Source organism: Pseudoalteromonas sp. TAE56, assembly GCF_000497955.1.
Classification (GTDB): domain Bacteria; phylum Pseudomonadota; class Gammaproteobacteria; order Enterobacterales; family Alteromonadaceae; genus Pseudoalteromonas.
In genome coordinates this window covers 1-24,206 of the sequence record NZ_AUTN01000143.1, presented here as the reverse complement: position 1 = coordinate 24,206, position 24,206 = coordinate 1, and the positions used below count along the sequence as shown (strand labels likewise).

Below are 24,206 nucleotides of genomic sequence, written 5' to 3'. Positions count from 1 at the left end.
TGTTATTTCAACATCATGATAGGCGTACCAGTCATTTCGCTTGGTTGCTCCATGCCCATTAAGTGAAGCATTGTAGGGGCTACATCGCTTAATGCCTTACCTTGCATAGGCTCTGCATCGCGACCAACATAAATAAAATGTACAGGTTCACTAGTGTGGGCAGTATGCGCTTGGCCAGTTTTAAGATCAGCCATTTGCTCGGCATTACCATGATCAGCTGTTATTAGTGCTTCACCACCAAACTCTTCAAGTGCATCAACAACACGTCCGATACAGCTATCTACAGCTTCACAGGCTTTAACAGCAGCTTCAAATACACCTGAGTGACCAACCATATCGCCGTTAGGGTAGTTACAAATAATAGCATCGTATTTACCGCTTTTAATTGCTTCTACGAGTTTATCGGTTAGCATTTCTGAGTTCATTTCAGGCTGTAGGTCGTAGGTTGCTACCTGCGGCGAAGGAATTAGCTCGCGTGTTTCGCCTTCAAATTCGCTTTCACGTCCACCACTAAAGAAAAATGTAACGTGTGCGTACTTTTCGGTTTCTGAAATGCGAAGTTGTGTTTTGTTATTTTTTTCAAACCACTCACCAAGTACGTTTACTAACGGTGTTGAACCAAAGGCAATAGGTGCATCTATATCAGCTGCGTATTCTGTCATCATTACAAATGCGCTAAGCTCTGGCGTTCTTTTTCTTGCGAATCCATCAAAATCAGGCTCAACAAAAGCGCGAGTAATTTCGCGGGCTCTGTCTGCTCTAAAGTTGGCAAAAATTAACGTGTCGCCATCGTTTATTGAAGCAGGAGCGGCGCCTGTTGGTGTAATAGTTGTAGCGGCAACAAATTCGTCGTTTTCGTCGCGCTCGTAAGCTGCGTTAAGTGCCTCTACGCCGTTATCAAAATTAAAGTCACCTTCAGCTAATGCAATTACGTTGTAAGCTTTTTCTACGCGGTTCCAACGATTGTCTCTGTCCATTGCGTAGTAACGGCCAACAAGTGACGCTAAACGACCGCATTTAAGTTCGCTAAATAACTTTTCAATACGTTCGATTGACGCTTTAGCACTACGTGGAGGTGTATCGCGGCCATCTAAAAAGCCGTGAAAGTAAACTTCTTTAGCGCCACGTTTTGCAGCAAGTTTTATGCTAGCAACTATATGGTCTTCATGGCTATGTACGCCACCTGGGCTTAAAAGACCCATTATGTGGACTGCTTTACCTGCTTTTACGGCTTTATCTATATTTTCAACTAAGGCTGGCGTTGAATCAAATTCGCCATCGTTAATAGCTTTTGTGATACGGGTGAAATCTTGATAAACAATGCGACCAGCACCTAAATTTACATGGCCAACTTCTGAGTTACCCATTTGACCATCAGGAAGACCTACATCTAAACCCGAAGCTGATATTAATGTGTGTGGGCGAGTGGCCCATAAATTGTCTAATACCGGTGTGTTAGCTGCAAGAATGGCGTTACTTTGCGTATCTTCGCGGTGTCCCCAACCGTCTAAAATCATTAATACCAGTGGTTTTTTATGCTCTGTCATAATAGCTCCTGAAAATTAGTATCTGTTGATGGATACTGTGCACCTAAAAAGGTTTATTAGCGTGGTTTTAGCATACCGTGTTTTTAAGCTAGGATCAGCATTGAAAACAAGATATTAAATTTTTTCACTTACTACTATATATGGGGGACTTTATCGTTTTTTAAACGTCTCTAAGTGCTCCTAAACTCGCATTTTAGGTTGGTTTGGGTATACTTGCGTGGCTAAAGTACAAAATCCTTAAAATATTAGGGCGTGTTGCACTTTGGTGGTTGAATTTGCAGCAGTATGTTTGGTTTTTAGGCAAGGCAGAGCCTATGAAGTGTGGTTACTCCCCATAAATAGGCGATAACGTAGCATAAATACCAAACATACGCTGCCCGTTGGGTTCTTTCTAGGGACTATTACCTCTTTGTTGCTCGGTTTTTACTTAGCCCACTAGGTTACAAATCTTGCGCCGCGATTTAATCGCCCCTAGATTGAACAAATTTCAATCTACAAAGGCCAACACGCCCTAGGTTTAAAACATAATTTCATAGTGGAAGTAGAATGGATCAATATATTGAATTTATTACAAATCATCCCATTTTAAGCCTTGCTTGGGTTGGTATTGTTTTCCTTATTGTTAGTGGCTGGATAAAGAGTAAGCTTTCAGCTGTTCGTCAAATAAATCCTCAGCAGCTTACGTTACTTATTAACCGTGATGACGGTCAAGTAATCGATATACGTGCGCAAAAAGAGTTTAATGCAGGGCGTATTTCTGGTGCTGAGCATTTGAGCCCAGAGAATGCGAAAAAATCTGACTTTTCAAGCCTTGAAAAGTACAAGACTAAACCCATTATAGTTGTATGTACTACAGGTATGACTGCCCAAGGTACTGCAGCCGCTATGAGTAAAGCTGGTTTTGAACGAGTTTACTTATTAGCAGGTGGCATGGGTGCGTGGCAATCTGCCAGCTTACCAACTACAACAGGTCGCTAATCAGTTTAGCTAGGCCGATAGAGGATTTATTATGAGTAATGTTGTTTTATACACCAAGGCGTATTGTCCATTTTGTCAGCGTGCTCTTTCGCTTTTAAATAGCAAAGGCGTTGAATACACTAATTATGATATTGGTGTACAGCCTGAACTACGCGCTGAAATGATTGCTAAAGCCGGTGGCGCAAGCACAGTACCGCAAATTTTTATTAATGATGAACATATCGGTGGCTGCGACGACATGATGGCTATTGAAGCGCAAGGTAAACTTGACGCTAAGTTAAACGCTTAATTTAATTATAATAACGAACAAGTTAGGAATAACAATGAACGAAGAAAATCAAAACGCGGCCGCTGCACAAGACGGCGCACAATTTACTATTCAACGTATTTACACTAAAGATGTATCGTTTGAAACGCCAAATTCTCCGGCTATTTTTCAAAAAGAGTGGACGCCAGAAGTTAAGCTAGACCTAGATACACGTTCAAACAAGCTGGACGAAGGTGTATTTGAAGTTGTTTTAGCGCTAACAGTAACTGCGTCTATTGGTGAAGAAACTGCGTTCTTATGTGAAATTCAACAAGCGGGTATTTTTACTATTGCTGAAGTTGAAGAAGTGCAGCTTGCACATATGCTTGGTGCATTTTGTCCTAACGTGTTGTTCCCATATGCACGCGAAGCTGTTTCAAACCTTGTTAACCGTGGTACTTTCCCACAGCTTAACCTTGCGCCAGTTAATTTTGACGCATTGTTTGCACAATACATGCAACAACGTACTGCGCAAGCTGACCAGGTTACAGCAGACGCATAACCTATGAGTACAGCAACTACAGCTGTTACTGTATTAGGGGCGGGGTCTTACGGCACCGCCCTTGCTATTTGTTTAGCCCGAAATGGTCACAACGTGACACTTTGGGGACGAAATAGCGACGACGTTGCCACGCTTGCAGCTGAGCGGAAAAATCAACGTTACTTACCTGATGCTCCTTTCCCAGACACTCTGACTCTTGACGCTAACTTACAACATGCCGTTGCTAGCAGCGCTATTGTACTTGTTGTTGTGCCAAGTCATGCTTTTGGCGACACACTTGCCCAGATAAAACCTGCACTGCAAGAAGGCGCTAAAGTTGCTTGGGCCACAAAAGGCCTTGAGCCTAATACAGGCCGTTTATTACAAGAAGTTGCTTTGCAAGAATTAGGTGATGATATTCCACTTGCAGTACTGTCGGGTCCTACGTTTGCAAAAGAAATGGCGATGGGTTCACCTACAGCTATTTCTGTGTCTTCTACGTCACCTGAATTTGCTCAGCAACTCGCTGATTTACTTCATTGTGGTCGCTCATTCCGTGTGTATAACAATGATGATTTTATTGGTATACAGCTCGGTGGTGCGGTTAAGAATGTAATTGCCATTGGTGCCGGTATTTCGGACGGTGTTGGTTTTGGCGCTAATGCGCGTACCGCGCTTATAACCCGAGGCCTTGCAGAGCTTACTCGTTTAGGTTGCGCTCTTGGTGCTAAGCCAGAAACCTTTATGGGAATGGCAGGCCTTGGCGATTTAATACTAACGTGTACAGATAACCAATCACGTAATCGTCGATTTGGTTTAGCGCTGGGTAAAGGCGAAAGCGTCGATGCTGCTATTGAGTCAATTGGTCAAGTAGTTGAAGGCTTTAGAAATACCAAAGAAGTGTATTTATTAGCACAACGTAGCGGTGTAGAAATGCCGATTACCGAGCAAATTTATAAAGTGCTTTATGAAAATAAAGATATGAAAGAAGCTGCAATGGCGCTGTTAGGTCGAGAGCAACGTTCTGAATAACTTTATAAGCGTTTATAAAACTAAAAAACCGACGTTACGTCGGTTTTTTGTTGTTTGGTACAAGGTGTTTATTGTGCGTTAGGAAAGCCCAACTGGCGCCACGACTCGTAAACAAACACGGCTACTGCGTTTGATAAGTTCATGCTGCGGCTATTGGCTTGCATAGGAATGCGTACACGTTGCTCTTTTGGCAGTGCTTGGATCATATCATCAGGTAGACCGCGGGTTTCAGGTCCAAATACTAAGCAGTCGCCGGCTTCGTAGTTAGCTTCATGATGGAATTGGCTACCTTTGGTTGTACATGCATATACTTTTTTAGGCTTGCACTTCTCAAGATAATCTTCAAAAGAAGCATGGCGTTGAACATGGCTAAATTCGTGGTAATCAAGGCCCGCACGCTTTACTCGTTTGTCGTCCCATTCAAAACCTAACGGCTCAATTAAATGTAGTGCATAGCCGGTATTGGCACATAGGCGAATAATATTACCAGTGTTTGGCGGTATTTCAGGTTGGTATAAAACAATATCCAGCATAGTGAACCTTTAAATAATCTGTAGTTTAACGATTTTCAGTATACACGAAACCCTTCAAAAAAATGATATACTCACACTATTGAGTACTCCTAATTATCGGATTAAAACGTGCATAATCGTAGCTACGAATTTTGGGTTAAAACTTCCAGCATTGTTACCATGGTAATGGTTAGTTTAATGATTGGCGCAAAAACATGGGCGTGGCTGGCTTCTGGNCCGCCATGAGTTTTTTAGTGTTAGGTTATGCACTGCGCCCAGCAGATGATGACCATAGGTTTGGGCACGGTAAAGCCGAAGCACTTGCTGGACTTGGGCAAGCCGCTTTTATTGCGGGCTCAGGTTGCCTACTTGCTTTTCATGGTATTGAGCGATTATTTAACCCTATACAGTTAAGCCATTCTTTATTAGGTGTGTGGGTAAGTATTTTTGCTATTGCGTGTACGCTGGTCATTGTATTTGTACAAAACAAGGTGGTTAAGTATACCGATTCAATTGCTATAAAAGCCGACTCAGTACATTACAAAGGTGATTTAATATTAAATGCCGCTGTGCTATTAGCTATTTTGTTAGCTTATTATGGCGTGTTGTATGCCGATCCTGTTTTTGCGATAGGTGTAGCGGGTTACTTACTTTATAACAGCTGGGATATTGCTCGCGATAGTGCCGATCATTTAATGGATAAAGAACTGCCAGACGATGAAAAACAAAGCATATTTGATATAGCCAGAGCCCATGCAGATGTATATGGTGTGCATGATATTCGTACGCGCCAAGGCGGGAAAGTTAAGTTTATCCAAATGCACTTAGAGCTTGATGACCATTTAAGTTTGATTCGCGCGCACAATGTGGCTGATGAAGTAGAGGCAATGCTTAGCGAACGCTTTGAGTCTGAGGTAGATATACTGATCCACCTCGACCCTTTGTCGGTACTTGTTAAGCCGTCACCGACTCACAAAACTGATACAAGCTCTTAAGCAATGGCTGGCGTATTTCATCACGTTCAAAAAACAGCTCGTGTTTAGCGCCTTCAAAGCTTTTAAGCACTGTATTTGCATGTCTGTTTGCTAATTTGTATTGGGCATTGTTATCAACCACTTCGTCGTTTTGCGCACTGGCAATATAAAGTGGAATAGTCACGCTCAAGTTATCCACAGAAGTTATAAATGCAAACGTCGCATTTAGCCAGCCGTAAGTAACACCGCCGAGCTGTAGTAATGGCTCTTCTTGATATGTTTGCCTAAATAGCTCGTAACGCACTGGACTACTGGTTAATACATTTGTAGCAAATTCATCCGGTGTATAATCGGTTTGACCTAGTGCGTAGTTGTCTTTTTGGCCCAAAAGGGTCGCGGTACTGGCTATCAATTTAGCTAAAGGTTTTGGTGTGTTTTTTGTGTAAATATCAAGCATAGGCGCTGATAAAAACGCGCCACTAAAATTGTGTTCAAAATGCGCAAGGTAATCAAAAGCAATAGCGCCGCCCATTGAATGACTCACTAATACTTTTTTACCCGGCCAATAAGTATCGACAATTTGTGTATTAAATAAGTTTAGATCGGCACTGTAATCTTTAAATTCATTAACATGGCCTTTATGCTTATTTAGTAGATGGCGATAAGAGCGGCCTTGTCCTTGGTGGTCGACTATGAATATGGCAAAATTATTATTATAAAGCTCCCATAACAGCTCTTTATATTTATCTAACCCTTCAAGGCGTCCCGAGCTTATTACAATGGCAGTTTTAGCTTTATCAGGTATGGCATAAGCATAAAATAATTGCCCGTTAGGCGTATCTAAATAAGCTTTAATTAGCGTGTTTTTATAAAAGTTATTAATTGTTATTTGATTACTTTTAAGCTCACGCTCACTACTATAAAACATGCTTTACTCTTTTATTAATGGCAAGGTTATATTAGCACACAAACCACCTTGTTCTTTATTTGATAATACTAAACTGCCGCCATGCGCAGTAATAGCATTTTTAGCAATCGCGAGACCTAAACCCGTGCCACCACTTACGCGGTCGCGCGCATCTGATTGCCTAAAAAAGGGCTCGCAAAGCTTGCCCAGTTGCTCATTTGGCACACCAGAGCCATCATCACATATTTCTATATAAATGGCATCAGCATGCTTTAGAGTAATGCTAATAGTATTATTTGCGTATTTAATAGCGTTGCGTAATAGGTTTTCAAGTGCGCTGGCAATAAGGCTTTCGTCGCAATTAATATTTACGTCTACAGCGCCCACTATATTTAGCTGCTTATTATTTTGTTTTGCTTCAAACTGCGCATCGTTAATAACGTGATCTACAATTATTTGTAATGATTGTTTTTGCAGTGAAAGCGCTTGGCTTTTTGCTTCTAAGCGAGAAACTTGCAGCACGTCTGCAATCATTTTATCGAGCTGGTTTGCTTCTTTTTCTATGCGTAATAAATACGATTGGCTANGTAGCCATTTTTAAACGTGTAAGAGGCGATCGTAATTCATGTGATATGTCGGCTAATAAGCGTTTTTGTGAGCTAATTAAAAGCTCTAACTGATTAGCCATGCTGTTAAAATCTCGCCCAAGTATTCCGAGTTCATCTTTACGGTTTACAGAAATATCGGCCCTTGCACTTAAGTTACCCGCAGATAATTTAATAGCTGCTTTTTTAAGGCTATTTATAGGGGCTATTAAGTTACGGCTAAATACAAAACTTAAAATGAGAGATGCAACAATTGCGATGACTATTTTCATCCAATTAGGCATTAGCTTAAAGCGCATTATTAGCGGCGGTTGATGGTTAATATCTATTTCATAAAGATAAAAACTCCCTTCAGGCACTTTTATATTAACAGGGCCGAAGGCTTGGTATTTTTCAGTGAAAATAATTTGCGGTGACATGTTTTGAGTAAAGTTTAATAAACTTAAGTCGATGCTCTCTGGCACTTCTTTATTACTAAGTGAGTCATCGGATTGTGCTGCGCTTAAATATAAAAGTTTACGCTTTGATAGGCGAGGGTGAACTAATACTTCGCTTAGGGTGCGCTTATGTTTAACAGCAGATCGCTCAATGCTTTTAGCGGTATATATCAGGTTTTTTTTCATCGGCCCATAAAGTGGCTCGTTAGATACCGCATTAATAGCGGTAATATTACTTAAAAATATAAGCGCTGCTACGGTGCCGATTATAGTTAACCAAAACCAAATAAATATTTTAAAAAATAGGTAGTGCCCAGGGTGCTTTAACCAAGCAAAGTAAGTGCTTTTATTCGCCTTGGATAAAGACATAACCTGTACCTCGCATTGTTTTAATTCGCTCGCCTGGAATATGCTCCGCAATTTTTTTACGGATATTACTTACATGCATATCAATGGAGCGATCAAAAGAAGCTAAACGCCTGCCTAGCACTTCTTCGCTAATTTGCTCTTTACTAACAACTTCGCCTGCATTTTTACACAATAGCGTGAGTATTTCGTACTCTGTACCGGTAAGGGTTAGTGTAGAGCTGTCTATTGAGGCCTCTCGCGCTGCAAGGTTAACAGTAATACCATTAACGAGTAACTTACTCGTTGTAGCTGCATTTAAGCTATTAATGTGCTCTATACGGCGTGTTATCGCTTTTACGCGGGCTAGTAATTCACGATGATTAAAAGGCTTTGGAATATAATCGTCAGCGCCTAGCTCTAAACCAAAAATACGGTCAAAGTCTTCACCTTTTGCAGTAAGCATTATTACAGGGGTGAGCTTTGTTTGCCTAAGTTGTTTGAGTACTTCAAAGCCATCAAGCGTTGGTAGCATTACATCAAGCAGTATAAGTGCGTAGTCGTTTGCTTGTGCTAGTTTAAGGCCCTGCTCACCGTCGTGTACGCTTTGTATTTCAAAGCCTTGAGCAGTTAAATATTCACTTAATAGCTCACAAAGGCCCGTATCGTCATCAATCATTAATAGTTTCATTTACAAACCCTTAGAGTTGTTTATAGCGTTATTTTACCCGCTAAATAGTGCAAAGGTGAATCTTTACACAACCTTTACACTGCTTTGCGTTACTTTGCGTTGAGTTAGGTATAGTTAACTCACTGGCTTAGCAGCCACAATCGCTCAACCAACCAATTCAATATTAAGGTAATGATTATGACTAAAGTAAGCACACTATCAAAATTAGTACTTATTTGTGGCTTAGCAACAGCAACTCTTGGCGCTGGTAGCGTATTAGCTAAAGGCGACGGGCATAAGCAAGGCCATTCTCAAGCTCGTTTTTTACTTTCTGATCGCGGCGTTGAAAAATTAAGCCTAACAGATGAACAGCAAACTAAGCTAAAAGCTATTTTTGAAGCACAAAAAACACAAATGAAAGCATTACGCGGCGACGATAAAGAAGCCCGTAAAGCAATGCGTGAAACGCACAAAGCAAAAATGGATGCGTTACTTTCGGCGGCAACATTTGACGAAAATGCAGCTAAAGAGCTATTAAGCGAACGCCGCGAAAAAGGTGAGCAATTTGGTTTAATCAAACTAAAAACGCAGCACCAAGTAATGCAAGTTCTTAACGCTGAGCAAAAAGAGAAGTTTGCTAAAATACAAAAGCGTATGAATAAAAAGCATCGTAAGCAAAAAGACTAATCGTTCAATTATATTGAACACTAAAAAGCCAGCATCGCGCTGGCTTTTGTGCTTTTAAATGAAAAATTCAGCGTTTACTTAAAAAAGTCATCTTCATTTTTAGCCAGCATAGCTTCAATATCTTCAATCATGTCTTGGCTAAACTCTTCTGCTGAGGTGATTGGCGCAGAAATTTTATTATTTTCAAACGACCATTCACCCAAATCAATTAGCTGACAGCGCTTGGAGCAAAAAGGGCGAAATGGGCTTTGCTCTGACCATTCAACTTTAGTTTTGCAGGACGGGCAGTTTACAACAGTAGGCATAATTTACTCTTTACAATCTTTTTCTGCATTTTACATTACTTAGATATGAGTCTCTAGGTATAAGTAAGGCTCTGAGTTTAGTTTTCAGAACCTTGTCACTTTTACTATGGACCTTTAAAAATTAGTCACGCGATTAATTTCAGCAAGGGATGTAAGACCATCGGCTGCTTTGCGTAAACCCGATAAACGTAAATTATTAAATCCGGCTTTAAGTGATACATCTGCTATTTCAAGCGAGTTACCACCGCGCATAATAATTTGGGCAATTTCAGGGGTAATTTGCATTACTTCGTAAATACCCACACGCCCTTTATAACCATCGGTACAGCTATCACACCCTTTAGGCGTATATAATGTCATTTCTTCAATTTGATCGGCACTAAACCCCTGGCGAGTCAGTTCTTCACTCGGAAGTTGTTCCGGCGTTTTACACTTGGGGCACAAACGACGTGCTAAACGCTGGGCTATAATTAAGCTTATTGAGCTTGCTACGTTATAAGCGGGCACACCCATATTTAATAAACGGGTGATTGTTTCTGGTGCTGAGTTTGTATGCAATGTTGATAAAACCAAGTGACCTGTTTGCGCCGCTTTTATTGATATTTCTGCGGTTTCTAAGTCACGTATTTCACCTACCATAACTACATCAGGATCTTGACGTAAAAATGCACGCAGTGCGTTGGCAAAAGTCATATCGGCTTTAATATTAATTTGTACTTGGTTTACACCTTCAAGGTTAATCTCAACCGGATCTTCCGCAGTACTAATATTGCGCTCTGGCTGATTTAATATATTTAAACCTGTGTATAGCGATACTGTTTTACCAGAACCCGTTGGCCCTGTTACCAATATCATCCCTTGAGGCTGGGCAAGTGCATCCATGTAGAGCTTTTTCTGCTCAGGCTCATAGCCTAATACATCAATGCCTAACATAGCGCTTGATGAATCAAGGATACGCATTACTATTTTTTCACCCCACAAGGTAGGCATGGTACTTACACGAAAGTCGATACTTTTGCGTTCAGTAATTTTTAGTTTTATACGACCATCTTGTGGTTTGCGTTTTTCGGCAATATCGAGTCGCGACATAACCTTAATACGCGCAGAAAGCTTGGTTGCTAATGTATTAGGTGGGCTTGCCACTTCATGCAAAATGCCGTCAATACGAAAACGAATACGGTACTTGTGCTCATACGGTTCAAAGTGTAAATCAGAGGCGCCTTTTTTAATGGCATCCATTAAAATTTTGTTGATGTAAACGATGATAGGCGCATCATCTTTATCGTCATCTTGTGGTGCTGTATCTCTTTGGCTTTCTGAGTCTAAATCAGCAAATTCCTGAAACTCGTCATCAGTTAGATTTAAGCTACCAGTGGCATCTAGCAACTGCTCAATTTTGTTATCGAGTTGAATATAATCAACAACAACAATTTCACATGAGAGACCGGTACTAAATTCAAAGTTTTCGAATGCGCCGTAATCTGTTGGGTCTGATGCGGCTATATAAACTTTTCGATCTTTTTGAACAAGCGGCAAAATGTGATGTTTACGTATGAGTTTTTCTTTTACGAGATCTGCCGGGATTTTTGTTGGGTCAAAGTCTTTTAAATCAAAATAAGGTACGCGAAACAAATCAATACATTGTTCAGCTAAATCTTTACTATCGATTTTTCCACATTTAGAAATAAGCTCAGCTGTTGAGGCAAATTCATTTTGTTTGTTTTTAACCGTGTCGGCATCTATGCGGCCAAGGGTTATAAATTTTCTCAATAACGGTGAGTTAATATTCATTGCGCACCTGTTTTATTCCTTCAATAGTTAGCAATTTATCAGAAAAAAGAAGGTGATTACATCACCTTTCATTCTTTGTTGTGATTTTACTAACTAAAATACGAGTTTGTGTGAGTTAGGACAGTGTTAATGTGAGTTAGTTTTGTTGTGTAATGCATATTGTAGGTACTTTTTATGAAGATCAACAAGTTCTATATGCACTAGGTTTAAACTTCGGTCATTATTTAAAATATCATCCGCTTTTTGCTGCTTATCGGCACGTGACATTTGCGAGGCAATAATACTTTTAACTTGCTCAATACTTGTGCTGTCGCGTTTTGCTGTACGCGCTATCTGTACAGAGGTTGGTACGTCAATAAGTAGGGTGTGGGCGCAATATTTATCAAGGTTGTTTTCAAACAATAAAGGCGCTACTAAAACAACATAAGGGCTAGTTGCATTATTTAAATCTTTAAGTATTTTTATCCGTATAAGAGGGTGCAGTAACGCATTAAGCCATTCTTTTTCATTGTTGTTAGTAAATATTTTTGCACGCAGCTCTGCTCTATTTAATGTGCCATCAGGCAATAAAATATCCTCACCAAAGTGTTGGGTAATCGCTTTTAGCCCTTTGCTATTTGGGAGTACTACTTCACGCGCAATTATATCGGCATCAACTATTGTAATACCAAGTTCTTCAAACATATTGCTTACGGCTGTTTTACCACAGCCAATACCACCTGTTAAACCTAATACCCAGCTATTTACTTTAGTTATTTGTTCACTCATTTTAATAACCAATTAAATTAAAATAAGCGCCTTGAATTTGGTTGCCCCAAAGCATTGCAATCCAGCCAGCTATCGCTAAATAAGGCCCAAAAGGGATAGGGGTCGCTTTGTCTTTACCTTGTATGCTCAACAGCGCAATACCTATAATGGCACCCACTACGCTCGAAAGCAGAATAATAGTAAGTAATGACTGCCAGCCCAGTAAAGCACCAAATACAGCAAGCAATTTAAAATCGCCATAGCCCATGCCTTCTTTACCGGTTAATAACTTAAATAACCAAAACACGCTCCATAAGCTTAAATAACCGCAAGCAGCACCAATAATGGCATCAGTAGGTGTAATTGTGTAACCCATTACAGAGGCAATAAGGGCAAGCCAAACAAGCGGAAGTGTAAGTTGATCTGGCAGTAACATATGGTCAATATCAATAAAGGTTAGTGCTACCAATATCCACGTTACAAAAATATATAAAAGGGCTTGCTCGGTCGCACCAAAACTATAGGCAACAACTAAACTTAATAGGGCAGTAATTAATTCTACAGCAGGGTATCGAGCCGAAATAGGGTTACTACAACTTGCGCATTTACCTTTAAGCATTAACCAACTAATAATAGGAATATTCTGCCAAGGCTTAATGGCAGTTTTACATTTAGGGCAGGTAGAATTGGGTTTTACTAAGTTAAAAGGCTCATTGATATTGGCTTGTTTAGATTTATTAGCTGTAAGTTCATCTTCTAACAGTAGTCTGCATTCGCTTTGCCACTCACGTTGCATCATCAACGGTAAGCGATAAATAACTACATTTAAAAAGCTACCAATACATAAACTAATTAAGCCAACGGTGGTTAAATAAAACCATAGTTGGCTTTGCATTACTTCAATAATACTTTGCATATAACGACCAAATAATTAAATAGCGTATTAAGATAAAAAGTTAAATAAAAATTAAACAACAGCGCCTAGTTGGAAAATAGGCAAGTACATTGCAACAATCAAACCACCAACAAGTACACCTAGTACAGCCATAATAAGTGGCTCAAGCAGGCTTGATAACCCATCTACTGCATCATCAACTTCTTGCTCGTAAATAGTCGCTACTTTAGCAAGCATGCCGTCTAGTGAGCCAGATTCTTCACCAATCGCAACCATTTGTATTACCATATCAGGGAATATTTTTGAGTTACGCATTGCCCAGTTCATCTGATTACCAGAGCTTACCTCAACTTTTATATCTAAAATAGCATAACGATATACTGCATTGCCGGAAGCTCCCGCGGCAGAGTCAAGCGCATCAACCAGCGGCACACCAGCAGCAAAAGTGGTCGAAAGAGTTCGTGCATAGCGAGCAACTGCAGCTTTATTTAAAATCATGCCAATAACAGGCAGTTTTAGTATTGCTCGGTCGGTTGCATCTCTGAGTTTTAAACTTCTTAATTTTGCTTCTTTAAATGCGTATCCAAAAGCAAGCATCCCAATAAGAATCATCCACCAATATGCTTGCATAAAGTTAGATATACCAATTACGAATAATGTAAAAGCGGGAAGTTCAGCTCCAAAACCAGCAAAAATTTCTTGAAACTGCGGTACTACAAATATTAATAGTATTGAGGTAACAATACCTGCAATCACCAGTACCGAAATAGGGTAAAACATTGCTTTTTTTATTTTTGACTTTAGTGCTTCAGACTTTTCTTTATAAATAGCGACACGATCAAATATTCTATCAAGCGCACCTGATTGTTCGCCCGATGCTACTAGGTCGCAATATAAATCATCAAAATAGCGAGGGTGTTTTCTAAGCGCTGTAGATAATGGCTGACCCGCTTTTACTTCATCAGCAATAGTCTCCATTAATTTACCGATGCTTTTATTAGTCGAACCGCTGCCAATCATTTCAATTGATTGTATTAGCGGAACGCCCGCCATTAGCATAGTGGCAATTTGGCGAGTAACTAGTGCGATATCTTTTGGCGTTATTTTTTGAACGCTCTGAATGCCAAATAACGGTTTTGCTTTACGTTTGACTTTTGAGGGCGTAATACCTTGCTTGCGAAGCTGAGCCTTTACTAATGCAATACTATTACCTGTAAGCTCGCCTTCAAGTTTTTTCCCTCGTGCACTTACACCTACCCACTGAAAAGTATCGAGGCCTTTATCTTGTTGTTTTTTTGCCATTAAGAGTACCCAGCTGAATTTGGTTTAAAACTTCACTATTATAAGCATAACTTAAACTAATGATTCTTGGTAGAAAAGTTGGGCGCTTTAAAATCGTTGCCCAACGGACCAAAACCTAGGTCCGTAAATATAGCCCTTATCTGGGTCAATATTATTATAAATACTTATCGCTTTTTGTAAGTAAAGGTACCATGCAAAAATAAATAAAATGGCTATTAAAGCTTTTAAGTACTTATTTATGGGAATGCTTTTGTTGCTTTTTTTATTAATTCTTCCAAGTAGCAATCCCCACATTATAAATAAGAGTGTTTGCGAAACCGGCATTACATGCACACCAGAAAATAGTGAATATGTAATTCCTATAGCAAAAGAATAAAAGAGGCTTTCAGTAATGATATCTTTTTTATACTTTTTTAAATGTGCTATAGCTTTTTTAAAGGTTGTAAAAAAAACTGGTAAAATACACATAAGGGCGATTAAGCCCCACTCATTTAAAATTTCAATTAACGAATTATGAGGATGGCTAAAAGGAGCTGAGCTGCCAAGTGACATTTCAAACACTCCAGGACCATTACCTATAAATAAATGCTTTAAAGATAGGCCCGAAAGAGTATTAAACCATAGGTCGATACGGCCTGAGGAGGATGTGCGTAGTATTTCAGCACCTCCTCTATTTAATGAATCCAAAACATAAAAAGTAATACAACTTAAAACAAAGCAGAGTAACCCGATAAAAACTTGTTTTTTTAATGTGGTTTTTAAAGCAAGAGCAAAAATAGAGAAAGCTAAAAATGAGAGTAAAGCCCCACGAGCTTGCCCAATAAATATAAGCAATAAGTTTAAAAACAAAATAATAAATACAACACGCTGAATACTTTTAAACTTTAGGAGTAGCACCAAAAAGGGAAGAATAAATACCTGTACTTGGTTAAAAAAACGAATGTTAATAAAACCGGAGTAGATTATGTAGGGGTTTAAGGGCTGTTGTTCAGATAGCGTAAAAATTATATTAAGTAGGCATATTAAAATGAGGCTTGTATGAGTTATCAGTAATGCATAAATAATAAATAAAATAGATTTTTTATTATTTATAGTACCTACATAACACATAGTTAAAATAAGTAGACTTATATGAAATGTGTAAAGTAAGCTAAAACTTTGCTCTGCACTCATTAATGCAGATAAATAACCACAAAAGATAAAAACCGAAAATAATATTCCATTTTTTTTGTTTAGTGCCAGCTTAAAAGTAGGCTCTTTATTACTTAAAAAAGCTGTAAGCGCTATAAGGCTCATAATAAGTAACAAAGCTATTTGAATTATGCGTTGGTGATTATGGTAATCGTAGGAAAATATGGGTATTAAAGGTATTAACGTACACAGAAAAAACAAGCTGATAAGCGATGGTTTTATTATATTTATTATATTCATGAATGCTGATTCTTACGCATTAAAAAAGCGCCAAATTAGGCGCTTTTAGTAATCAATAAATGATTAAGATTGTGGACAGCTTTTCGGAGCTAGAGTTTTATCATCAGCTAAAGTAGTTGCACAAGTCCAAACACCATTAGCAGCTCGTGACCATGTTACTACTGCTTTATTTACTTGAGATGGCGCATTTTGTATCGCACAAGCTATTGTACCCACGCCTGTATTAGCAAGGCTTGCTGTGATATTACAGTTTTGAGTAGTTGCATTTTTTATTGCTGAAAGGTCTGTTATTGATCCAATAACATCTCCACTGTTTGCTTGAATTTCCATCTCTGTTTTTGCACCTGAGATCTCAGCTAAACCAGCAGTTAACTTAGATGATGCTTGGTAATTCGAATATGCAGGCAGTGCTACTGCAGCAAGAATACCGATGATTGCTACTACAATCATTAATTCAATTAGGGTGAAACCCTGTTGTTTTTGAGTCATTGTTTTCATGTTTCCTCTCCTAAAGGATAGATTTTTGTAACTTAAATCACTTAAGCGGCAAATGCCTCACTTAATTTAACTGATTTACTTTACAGTTTTACTTAAAATTAATTTTATTACACTTTAGCTTTAGAGTATGAAACACAAAAGCCGTATGTGAATTCATTATGTTTAGTACTAGCTATAAAAGTTTACTAAGAGCACTACATGTCGTAGCAACAAATAGTATAGGCATAAAGTAAGTAGTTTAGTTGCTTTAGTTTTCAATTATGTCTTTAAAAACTAAAGGCACTAGTTATTTATGACTACCTTTTAAAATAAAATAGTACAACAGAATTAGTCTACCATTTTATTTTGGTATTTAGCACGTATCTTCTTATAAAAAAGCGATTTTATTTAACAAAATGTTACAAAGTAAGCCTTTCGGGTTATTTAATGCTTTTTTACTTAACTTGTCAATCGATTAGCGGTATTAATTGGCAGTTGTTGCTTTAAAATTGTTCAAAACGCATCGATAAATCGATTGATTGTAAGTTTTTTGTTAACGCCCCGCTGGATATGAAATCAACGCCTGCTTGTGAATAAGTTTTGAGCGTTTCTAGGGTCATATTGCCTGAAACCTCTAGTTTGGCGCGTTTGTTGGCCAAAATTACGGCTTGTTTAATTTGCTCTACGCTAAAATTGTCTAGCATAATTATGTCGGCGCCGGCATCAATAGCTTGCTTAAGTTCAGGGAGTGATTCTACTTCTACTTCGACAGGTTTGTTTGGGTGGTTTTGTTTAGCTTGAGCTACGGCTTTGTTTATTGTGCCACAAGCCGATATATGATTTTCTTTAATTAAAAAAGCATCAAATAAGCCAATGCGATGGTTTGCACCCCCACCACATTTTACCGCGTATTTTTGAAGTGCTCGCAAACCAGGTATGGTTTTGCGTGTGTCGAGTAGCTGTGTAGTTGTACCGCTCAGCTCTTTTACATAATGCGCAGTAGTAGTGGCTGTACCCGATAACGTTTGTACAAAGTTAAGTGCAGTACGTTCGGCAGTTAATATTGAACGAGCTGAACCAATAGCGGTAAATAATGTGCTGTTTGCTTTAACTGCGTCGCCATCATTTATAAGTACATTAACATTAACGCTTGGGTCTACCTGTTTGAATACTTCAAGGATGATGTCTTTTCCGCAAAAAATGCAGTCTTCGCGAGTGATTACTTTAGCGCTTGCTTGCTCATTTTTGGGGATCAATTGCGCGGTAATATCGCCTTCTTGCGCGGTTTGATAATTTAAATCTTCGTCAAGTGCAAGAGTGACTAGTTGAGTAATGAGGGAGTGCGAAATAGACATAGGATGCTCATAAGCGTTAATAAATTAAGCAAATTTTACTATGTTTATAAAAGAAAGAGAAGCGATTGCCTTTTCGCCAATATAAAGATAAGCGCGTATAGTAAATTAGTATCTACGTGTGGGTTTGTATTATCTGTAGGTGAGGTTTTATACCTCGCTTTTAATTTCGAAAGTTACGTTACATGGGCGGACGTAAATTCGTACCTACGGGTGGGTTTGAATTATTTGTATGTGAGGTTTTATACCTCGCTTGTTACTATCATTTTTCTAATAAATCCTTTAGCATCAGTACTATGTATCTCTTGATATTTATATAATAAACGTATCATGAAAATAGATTTAAACGGTGTTTTAAGTACGGTAGCGCAGCGGCCTTGTTCGCATTTTGATGAGCGCCCTGATGAGGCTGATATTTCTTTATTGGTGATTCACAATATATCATTGCCAGCAGGGCAGTTTGGTACACCTTTCGTTGATGACTTATTTATGGGTAGCATTGACTGTAATGCTCATCCAAGTTTTAGTGACTTAAAGAATTTACGTGTATCAGCCCATTGTTTTATAAAGCGCACCGGTGAGGCTATACAATACGTGCCTTTTGAAAGGCGTGCTTGGCATGCAGGCCAATCTGAGTTTGAGGACGTATCTGCTTGTAATAACTTTAGCATTGGCATTGAACTTGAAGGTACCGACATCGCACCATATTCTTTAGAACAGTACAAAACATTAACTATTATTAGTAAATCTATAATGCAACGCTATCCAAAAATTACCCCTTCGCGTATTGTTGGACATTGCGATATTGCTCCAGGGCGTAAAACCGATCCTGGTAGTAGCTTTAATTGGCCATTGTTTTTTAATATGCTTGAACAGCTAAGTTAAGAGAGTTATTCCCATGATTTTAGTTTCTATAATAATTGCATTAATACTAGAGCGCTTAGGAGCTCGGTCTAATTACTGGCAGATAAGTTATTACGCAAATGGTTATTTAAATCGCTCTAATAAATTACTTGGTGATAAGGGCTTATTTAGCTCAGCACCAGGCTTTTTTATTTGGCTTTTACTTCCAGTGATTGCGATAGCACTAATTTATTGTTTATCTGATTTTGTTTTGTGGCAGTTGGGCATTAATATCGCGGTGCTTTTGGTTTGCTTTGGTTGTGCTAAGCAGCGTGCTTTATATAAGTCGTACTTAAATGCGTTAACGCGAGATGACGGGACCGCTGCATCATTATATGCATTGCAAATAGGTCAAAAGCGTACTGAAGGCTACGATAGTGGTGAAACCTTTGGGCAAACATTGGCGTGGGTAAACTTTAGATTTTACTGTGCGGTTATTTTTTGGTTTGTTGTTTTAGGTGCGCCAGGTGCGGTTTTATATGCACTGGTACGTACTTTAGCTGATTTAGTACGAGAAGATCATAAAGTAATATTTGCTAAGCGTTTTAAACTTATACATAAACTATTGTTTTGGCTCGACTGGTTACCTGCACGTATTACCAGCTTTGGTTATTTAGTAATAGGTAACTTTAATAAAGGCACGAGCTGTTGGTTACGTTACGTACTTAACTTTAAATCTCCAAACCGAGAAGTAGTAACATGTACTGCACTTGCTGCAGAGCAAGTTGAAAAGCGTTATTACGGCTGTACCTACGAAGCCACTTGTATGATTAAGCTTGTTAAGCGCAATATATTATTTTACTTAGTACTTATAGCGCTACTTACATTATTTGGTGGACTGTCTTAGGTTAATACCTTTTTAATAAAGTACCTTATGCAAGGTAAGGTGCTTTAATCTCTTCCTGCAATTTTTGAACACAATAAAATAGAGCTAATATTCTAATCTCTTCTGGTCAGACCAATTGTTTTCATCCTATTAACGTTATAACAATTTTTGTAAATTGCGCATTGTTTAATCTTCGTTCAAAATGCGTTACGCTACTTTAATTGCTCAAATTACCTGTAAATTGACAGCTAATAAGGTTTTTGATACCGTATTGAAAAATTTTGGTATGACCAATTTACCTTTTGGGTAAATCATACTACTCAAAGCCCCGCTTTATGGGCTCTTGGTATTTATACAACGCGGACGTTGATTCATGTCTTTAAAGATCAAAGCAGCAAAGTTATCTGATGTTATTTTACAGCAACTCGAGAATATGATTCTTGAAGGCTCGTTAGCACCAGGTGAAAAGTTGCCACCAGAGCGTGAACTAGCAAAGCAATTTGAAGTGTCTCGCCCGTCACTGCGTGAGGCAATTCAAAAATTAGAAGCGAAAGGTTTAGTTACGCGTCGCCAAGGTGGTGGCACGTTTGTAAAAAATCAGCTCGAAGAAGGGCTTACTGATCCACTTTTTGATTTGATTAGTAAACACCCTGAGTCGCAGTTTGATTTACTTGAATTTCGTCATGCATTAGAAGGGATTGCTGCTTACTACGCGGCACTACGCGGGACCAGCAACGATTTTAGTAAAGTGAAAGAAAGCTTTGATAAAATTGCCCTCGTTAATGATGATTTACAGCAAAAAGCAAAAGCAATTAATGCATTTCACTTTAGCGTGGCAGAAGCTTCGCATAATGTGGTGTTACTGCATTTAGTAAGAGGCATGAAAGCGCTGCTTGAGCAAAATGTATTGCAAAATTTAACTGTTTTATTAAAAAAGTCAGATATTAGCAGTCAGTTAGCCGAGCACAGGCGTTTATTAATGGATGCCGTTATTGACGGTAATCCAGAACAAGCCCGTTTAGCAAGTAATGCGCACTTAGCGTTTATTGAAGAAGCACTACTTGAAGCAGGCAAAGAACATTCGCGAATTGAACGTAGTTTAAGACGCACTAAACAAAATTAAGTTAGTACATAACTACTTTGAACACACAAATTAAGTAGCTGTGATATTAAATTAACAATATTCGTATTTTAAACATAAGGAAACCTCCATATGTCTGAAGTCAATAAAATTGACGTAGACGCGCTAGAAACACAAGAGTGGTTACAAGCTCTTGAATCAGTTGTGCGCGAAGAAGGTGTTGAACGAGCTCAGTTTTTACTTGAGCAAGTATTAGAGCAAGCCCGTTTAGATGGCGTTGATATGCCAACGGGTATTACCACGAACTACGTTAATACTATTCCTGTAGATCAAGAACCTGCTTACCCGGGTGATGTAAATCTTGAGCGTCGTATTCGTTCAATTATACGTTGGAACGCGATTATGATCGTTCTACGTGCATCTAAAAAAGATCTCGACTTAGGCGGCCATATGGCGTCTTACCAATCATCTGCTGCATTTTATGAAGTGTGTTTTAACCACTTCTTTAAAGCGCCAAATGATGTGGACGGTGGTGACTTAGTTTATTACCAAGGTCATATTTCTCCTGGTATTTATGCTCGTGCGTTTGTTGAAGGACGTTTGTCGGCTGCACAGCTAGATAACTTCCGCCAAGAAGTTGATGGTGAAGGCTTACCATCGTACCCACATCCTAAGTTAATGCCTGAATTTTGGCAGTTCCCTACGGTATCAATGGGCTTAGGTCCTATTTCATCAATTTACCAAGCTCGCTTCTTAAAATACTTAGATGGTCGTGGCTTAAAAGACACTAAAAACCAACGTGTATACGCGTTTTTAGGTGACGGTGAAATGGATGAGCCAGAATCACGCGGTGCTATTTCTTTTGCTGCACGTGAAAAACTAGACAACCTTTGTTACTTAGTTAACTGTAACTTACAGCGTTTAGACGGCCCAGTTATGGGTAACGGTAAAATTATTCAAGAGCTAGAAGGCTTGTTTAAAGGCGCTGGCTGGAACGTAATTAAACTTGTGTGGGGCAGTGGTTGGGATATTCTCTTAGCTAAAGACACAACGGGTAAATTACTACAGTTAATGAACGAAACTGTTGATGGCGATTACCAAACATATAAAGCGAAAGATGGCGCGTACGTACGTGAAAACTTCTTTGGTCGTTACCCAGAAACAGCGGCACTTGTTGCTGATATGACAGATGACGAAATTTTCGCGCTTAAGCGTGGTGGTCATGAGTCATCAAAATTATTTGCTGCATTTAAAAAGGCAGAAGACACTAAAGGCCGTCCAACTGTAATTCTTGCTAAAACTGTAAAAGGTTACGGCATGGGTGAAGCAGCTGAAGGTAAAAACATTGCGCACCAAGTGAAAAAAATGGACATGTCGCATGTTGCACATTTACGTTCACGCCTTGGTCTTGATGATTTAGTATCTGAAGAACAATTAAAAGAGCTTCCTTATTTAGAACTTGAAGAAGGTTCACCTGAGTATAAATACCTACATGCTCGTCGTGATGAACTTAAAGGTTATACACCTAAGCGTATTCCACGTTTTAGTGAAAAATTAGCGTTGCCAGAAGTAGAAGCATTTAAGCCGCTACTTGAAGAGCAAAAACGTGATATTTCTACCACTATGGGCTTTGTTCGTGCACTTAATATCTTATTAAAAGATAAAGGCATTGGTAAAAACATCGTACCAATTATTGCCGATGAAGCGCGTACATTTGGTATGGAAGGTTTATTCCGTCAAATAGGCATTTACAATCCGCATGGCCAAAACTATACACCACAGGATCGTGATATTGTTTCTTACTATAAAGAAACTGTATCAGGGCAAGTGCTCCAAGAAGGTATTAATGAGTTAGGTGCAATGTCGTCTTGGGTTGCTGCTGCAACTTCATACAGCACTAACGATTTACCGATGATCCCATTCTACATTTACTACTCAATGTTTGGTTTCCAACGCGTTGGCGACATGGCATGGATGGCGGGCGATCAACAAGCACGTGGTTTCTTATTAGGTGCTACTGCGGGTCGTACAACACTAAATGGTGAAGGCTTACAACACGAAGATGGTCACAGTCATATTCTTGCTAATACCGTTCCTAACTGTATTTCATATGACCCAACTTACGCGTTTGAAGTAGCGGTTATTGTACAAGACGGTATTCGTCGTATGTACGGTGATGACCAAGAAAATATTTACTACTACCTAACGCTTATGAACGAGAACTACCATCAGCCAGCTATGCCAGAAGGCGCTGAAGAAGGTATTCGTAAAGGTATTTACAAACTTGAAAGTTACGAAGGTAAAAAAGCCAACGTACAGCTATTAAGCTCAGGTACTATTATGACTGAAGTACGTAAAGCAGCTGCGATTCTAAGTGAAGAGTATGGCATTGCGTCTGACGTGTTCTCTGTAACGTCTTTCAACGAATTAACGCGTGAAGGTCAAGATGTTGAACGTTTCAACATGCTTAACCCTGAAGGCGAGCAAAAAACAGCATTCATCACAAGTGTGTTAAACGACTCTGTGACTGTTGCAGCAACGGATTACATGAAAAACTACGCAGAACAAGCGCGTTCATTCATTCCAAGCAGCAACTACAAAGTGTTAGGCACAGATGGTTACGGCCGTTCTGATAGCCGTGAAAACCTACGTCGTCACTTTGAAGTTAACGCGGGCTACGTTGTTGTTGCTACGTTATCTGAACTTGCTAAACGCGGTGAAGTTGAGAAGTCAGTAGTTGTTGAAGCACTTAAAAAGTTCAACATCGACACTAACAAACTTAACCCACTGTACGCATAAGAGGTTTGCAATGAGTATTGAAATTAAAGTACCTGATATTGGTGACGACGAAGTAGAAGTAACCGAAATTTTAGTAAGCGTTGGCGACAAAGTAGATGTTGACCAATCATTATTAAATGTTGAAGGCGACAAAGCATCAATGGAAATACCTGCTTCGCAAGCGGGTACAGTGAAAGAGATTAAAGTAAACGTTGGCGACACCGTTACAACAGGCTCTTTAGTATTTTTGTTTGAAGGCGAGAGTGAAAGCACTGATGAAGAAGATACATCAGCCGCTGCTCCAGCTAAATCTGAAGAGGCAGCACCTGCTGCTTCTACAGGTTCTTCAACTAAAGAAGTAACCGTACCAGATATTGGCGATGATGAAGTTGAAGTAACTGAAATCATGGTTGCTGTTGGCGATACCGTTTCAGAAGAGCAATCTATCTTAAACGTTGAAGGCGACAAAGCGGCAATGGAAGTACCTGCTCCATTTGCTGGTATAGTTAAAGAAATTAAAGTCGCCGCTGGCGATACAGTTAAAACTGGCTCATTAGTGTTTGTTTTTGAAGTAGCAGGCAGTGAATCTGCAGCACCGGCTAAAGAGTCGGCTCCTGCAGAAGCGCCAGCAGCTAGCTCAACAGTAAACACAGCACCAAGTACTAAAGAAGTGAATGTACCTGATATTGGTGGCGATGAAGTTGAAGTAACTGAAATTATGGTTGCCGTTGGCGACGAGGTTTCAGAAGATCAATCAATCTTAAACGTTGAAGGCGACAAAGCTGCAATGGAAGTACCCGCTCCATTTGCAGGTACAGTTAAAGAAATTAAAGTAG

At 39.2% G+C, this 24,206-nt stretch carries 22 protein-coding genes and 2 pseudogenes; 11 read left to right on the top strand and 13 right to left on the bottom strand.

Going from position 1 to position 24,206, the window contains the following annotated elements:
• Positions 1–2 precede the first annotated feature (2 nt).
• Complete coding sequence (gpmM, locus tag L656_RS0117420; protein WP_024600148.1) at positions 3–1,547, bottom strand: 2,3-bisphosphoglycerate-independent phosphoglycerate mutase; 1,545 nt, start codon at positions 1,545–1,547, stop codon at positions 3–5.
• Between the two features lie 546 nt (positions 1,548–2,093).
• Between gpmM and L656_RS0117415 the strand changes: the two genes are divergently transcribed.
• Genes L656_RS0117415 through gpsA form a run of 4 tightly spaced genes read left to right on the top strand, consistent with a single transcriptional unit; the run spans position 2,094 to position 4,345 of the window.
• Positions 2,094–2,525: a rhodanese-like domain-containing protein gene (locus L656_RS0117415; RefSeq protein WP_002957784.1), complete on the top strand. Its 432-nt coding sequence runs from the start codon at positions 2,094–2,096 to the stop codon at positions 2,523–2,525.
• Between the two features lie 31 nt (positions 2,526–2,556).
• A complete protein-coding gene (gene grxC / locus L656_RS0117410; RefSeq protein WP_024600147.1) occupies positions 2,557–2,814 on the top strand; it encodes a glutaredoxin 3 in 258 nt (85 codons plus the stop codon).
• A 34-nt stretch (positions 2,815–2,848) separates the two neighbouring features.
• Positions 2,849–3,334, top strand: coding sequence for a protein-export chaperone SecB (gene secB / locus L656_RS0117405; RefSeq protein ID WP_024600146.1), 486 nt, complete (start codon positions 2,849–2,851; stop codon positions 3,332–3,334).
• A gap of 3 nt (positions 3,335–3,337) precedes the next feature.
• The gene (gene gpsA / locus L656_RS0117400) at positions 3,338–4,345 is read left to right on the top strand and encodes an NAD(P)H-dependent glycerol-3-phosphate dehydrogenase (RefSeq protein WP_024600145.1); all 1,008 of its coding nucleotides are present in this window, start codon (positions 3,338–3,340) and stop codon (positions 4,343–4,345) included.
• A gap of 68 nt (positions 4,346–4,413) precedes the next feature.
• Here gpsA and trmL read toward each other — a convergent pair whose 3' ends face one another.
• Positions 4,414–4,878 (bottom strand): tRNA (uridine(34)/cytosine(34)/5-carboxymethylaminomethyluridine(34)-2'-O)-methyltransferase TrmL, encoded by a 465-nt coding sequence (trmL, locus tag L656_RS0117395; RefSeq protein WP_024600144.1) that lies wholly within the window; start codon positions 4,876–4,878, stop codon positions 4,414–4,416.
• Between the two features lie 177 nt (positions 4,879–5,055).
• Here trmL and L656_RS01000000122400 point away from each other — a divergent pair.
• Positions 5,056–5,852, top strand: a pseudogene (locus L656_RS01000000122400) (cation diffusion facilitator family transporter).
• Here L656_RS01000000122400 and L656_RS0117385 read toward each other — a convergent pair.
• The 3 genes and pseudogenes from L656_RS0117385 to L656_RS0117375 form a co-directional block, all read right to left on the bottom strand.
• Positions 5,812–6,759 carry an alpha/beta fold hydrolase gene (locus tag L656_RS0117385; protein ID WP_024600143.1) on the bottom strand — a complete coding sequence of 316 codons (948 nt, stop codon included), beginning with the start codon at positions 6,757–6,759 and terminating at the stop codon, positions 5,812–5,814. The pseudogene L656_RS01000000122400 and the gene L656_RS0117385 overlap by 41 nt on opposite strands.
• Before the next feature lie 3 nt (positions 6,760–6,762).
• Positions 6,763–8,149 (bottom strand): annotated as a pseudogene (locus tag L656_RS01000000122395) (ATP-binding protein).
• Positions 8,127–8,816: a response regulator gene (locus tag L656_RS0117375; protein WP_024600142.1), complete on the bottom strand. Its 690-nt coding sequence runs from the start codon at positions 8,814–8,816 to the stop codon at positions 8,127–8,129. Before L656_RS0117375 ends, L656_RS01000000122395 begins: the two are co-directional and overlap by 23 nt.
• A gap of 177 nt (positions 8,817–8,993) precedes the next feature.
• Here L656_RS0117375 and L656_RS0117370 point away from each other — a divergent pair, with 177 nt between their 5' ends.
• Entirely contained in the window at positions 8,994–9,482 is a 489-nt protein-coding gene (locus tag L656_RS0117370) for a Spy/CpxP family protein refolding chaperone (RefSeq protein ID WP_024600141.1), read from the top strand.
• A 74-nt stretch (positions 9,483–9,556) separates the two neighbouring features.
• Here L656_RS0117370 and yacG read toward each other — a convergent pair whose 3' ends face one another.
• The 8 genes from yacG to nadC all read right to left on the bottom strand — a co-directional run bounded on the left by yacG (position 9,557) and on the right by nadC (position 17,785).
• Entirely contained in the window at positions 9,557–9,787 is a 231-nt protein-coding gene (yacG, locus tag L656_RS0117365; protein WP_024600140.1) for a DNA gyrase inhibitor YacG, read from the bottom strand.
• 114 nt (positions 9,788–9,901) lie between these two features.
• Positions 9,902–11,578: a type IV-A pilus assembly ATPase PilB gene (pilB, locus tag L656_RS0117360; RefSeq protein ID WP_024600139.1), complete on the bottom strand. Its 1,677-nt coding sequence runs from the start codon at positions 11,576–11,578 to the stop codon at positions 9,902–9,904.
• A 126-nt stretch (positions 11,579–11,704) separates the two neighbouring features.
• Positions 11,705–12,346, bottom strand: a complete 642-nt coding sequence (gene coaE / locus L656_RS0117355) for a dephospho-CoA kinase (RefSeq protein WP_024600138.1) — start codon at positions 12,344–12,346, stop codon at positions 11,705–11,707.
• A gap of 1 nt (position 12,347) precedes the next feature.
• On the bottom strand, positions 12,348–13,241 hold the full coding sequence (locus L656_RS0117350) for a prepilin peptidase (protein WP_024600137.1): 894 nt from the start codon (positions 13,239–13,241) through the stop codon (positions 12,348–12,350).
• Between the two features lie 51 nt (positions 13,242–13,292).
• Complete coding sequence (locus L656_RS0117345; protein ID WP_024600136.1) at positions 13,293–14,522, bottom strand: type II secretion system F family protein; 1,230 nt, start codon at positions 14,520–14,522, stop codon at positions 13,293–13,295.
• Positions 14,523–14,609: 87 nt separating this feature from the next.
• A complete protein-coding gene (locus tag L656_RS0117340; protein WP_024600135.1) occupies positions 14,610–15,818 on the bottom strand; it encodes an O-antigen ligase family protein in 1,209 nt (402 codons plus the stop codon).
• 198 nt (positions 15,819–16,016) lie between these two features.
• Complete coding sequence (locus tag L656_RS0117335) at positions 16,017–16,451, bottom strand: pilin (protein WP_029750935.1); 435 nt, start codon at positions 16,449–16,451, stop codon at positions 16,017–16,019.
• A 482-nt stretch (positions 16,452–16,933) separates the two neighbouring features.
• Complete coding sequence (gene nadC / locus L656_RS0117330) at positions 16,934–17,785, bottom strand: carboxylating nicotinate-nucleotide diphosphorylase (RefSeq protein ID WP_024600133.1); 852 nt, start codon at positions 17,783–17,785, stop codon at positions 16,934–16,936.
• A 327-nt stretch (positions 17,786–18,112) separates the two neighbouring features.
• On the opposite strand from nadC, the gene ampD reads away from it, so the two are divergent.
• From ampD to L656_RS0117305, 5 genes are all read left to right on the top strand, one after another.
• Complete coding sequence (ampD, locus tag L656_RS0117325) at positions 18,113–18,667, top strand: 1,6-anhydro-N-acetylmuramyl-L-alanine amidase AmpD (RefSeq protein ID WP_024600132.1); 555 nt, start codon at positions 18,113–18,115, stop codon at positions 18,665–18,667.
• 13 nt (positions 18,668–18,680) lie between these two features.
• Positions 18,681–19,532, top strand: a complete 852-nt coding sequence (gene ampE / locus L656_RS0117320; protein WP_024600131.1) for a beta-lactamase regulator AmpE — start codon at positions 18,681–18,683, stop codon at positions 19,530–19,532.
• A 352-nt stretch (positions 19,533–19,884) separates the two neighbouring features.
• Positions 19,885–20,634: a pyruvate dehydrogenase complex transcriptional repressor PdhR gene (gene pdhR / locus L656_RS0117315; protein ID WP_008170672.1), complete on the top strand. Its 750-nt coding sequence runs from the start codon at positions 19,885–19,887 to the stop codon at positions 20,632–20,634.
• A gap of 90 nt (positions 20,635–20,724) precedes the next feature.
• Entirely contained in the window at positions 20,725–23,391 is a 2,667-nt protein-coding gene (gene aceE / locus L656_RS0117310; RefSeq protein ID WP_024600130.1) for a pyruvate dehydrogenase (acetyl-transferring), homodimeric type, read from the top strand.
• 10 nt (positions 23,392–23,401) lie between these two features.
• Positions 23,402–24,206: biotin/lipoyl-containing protein (locus tag L656_RS0117305; protein ID WP_024600129.1), on the top strand; the 805-nt coding region annotated here is incomplete at its 3' end.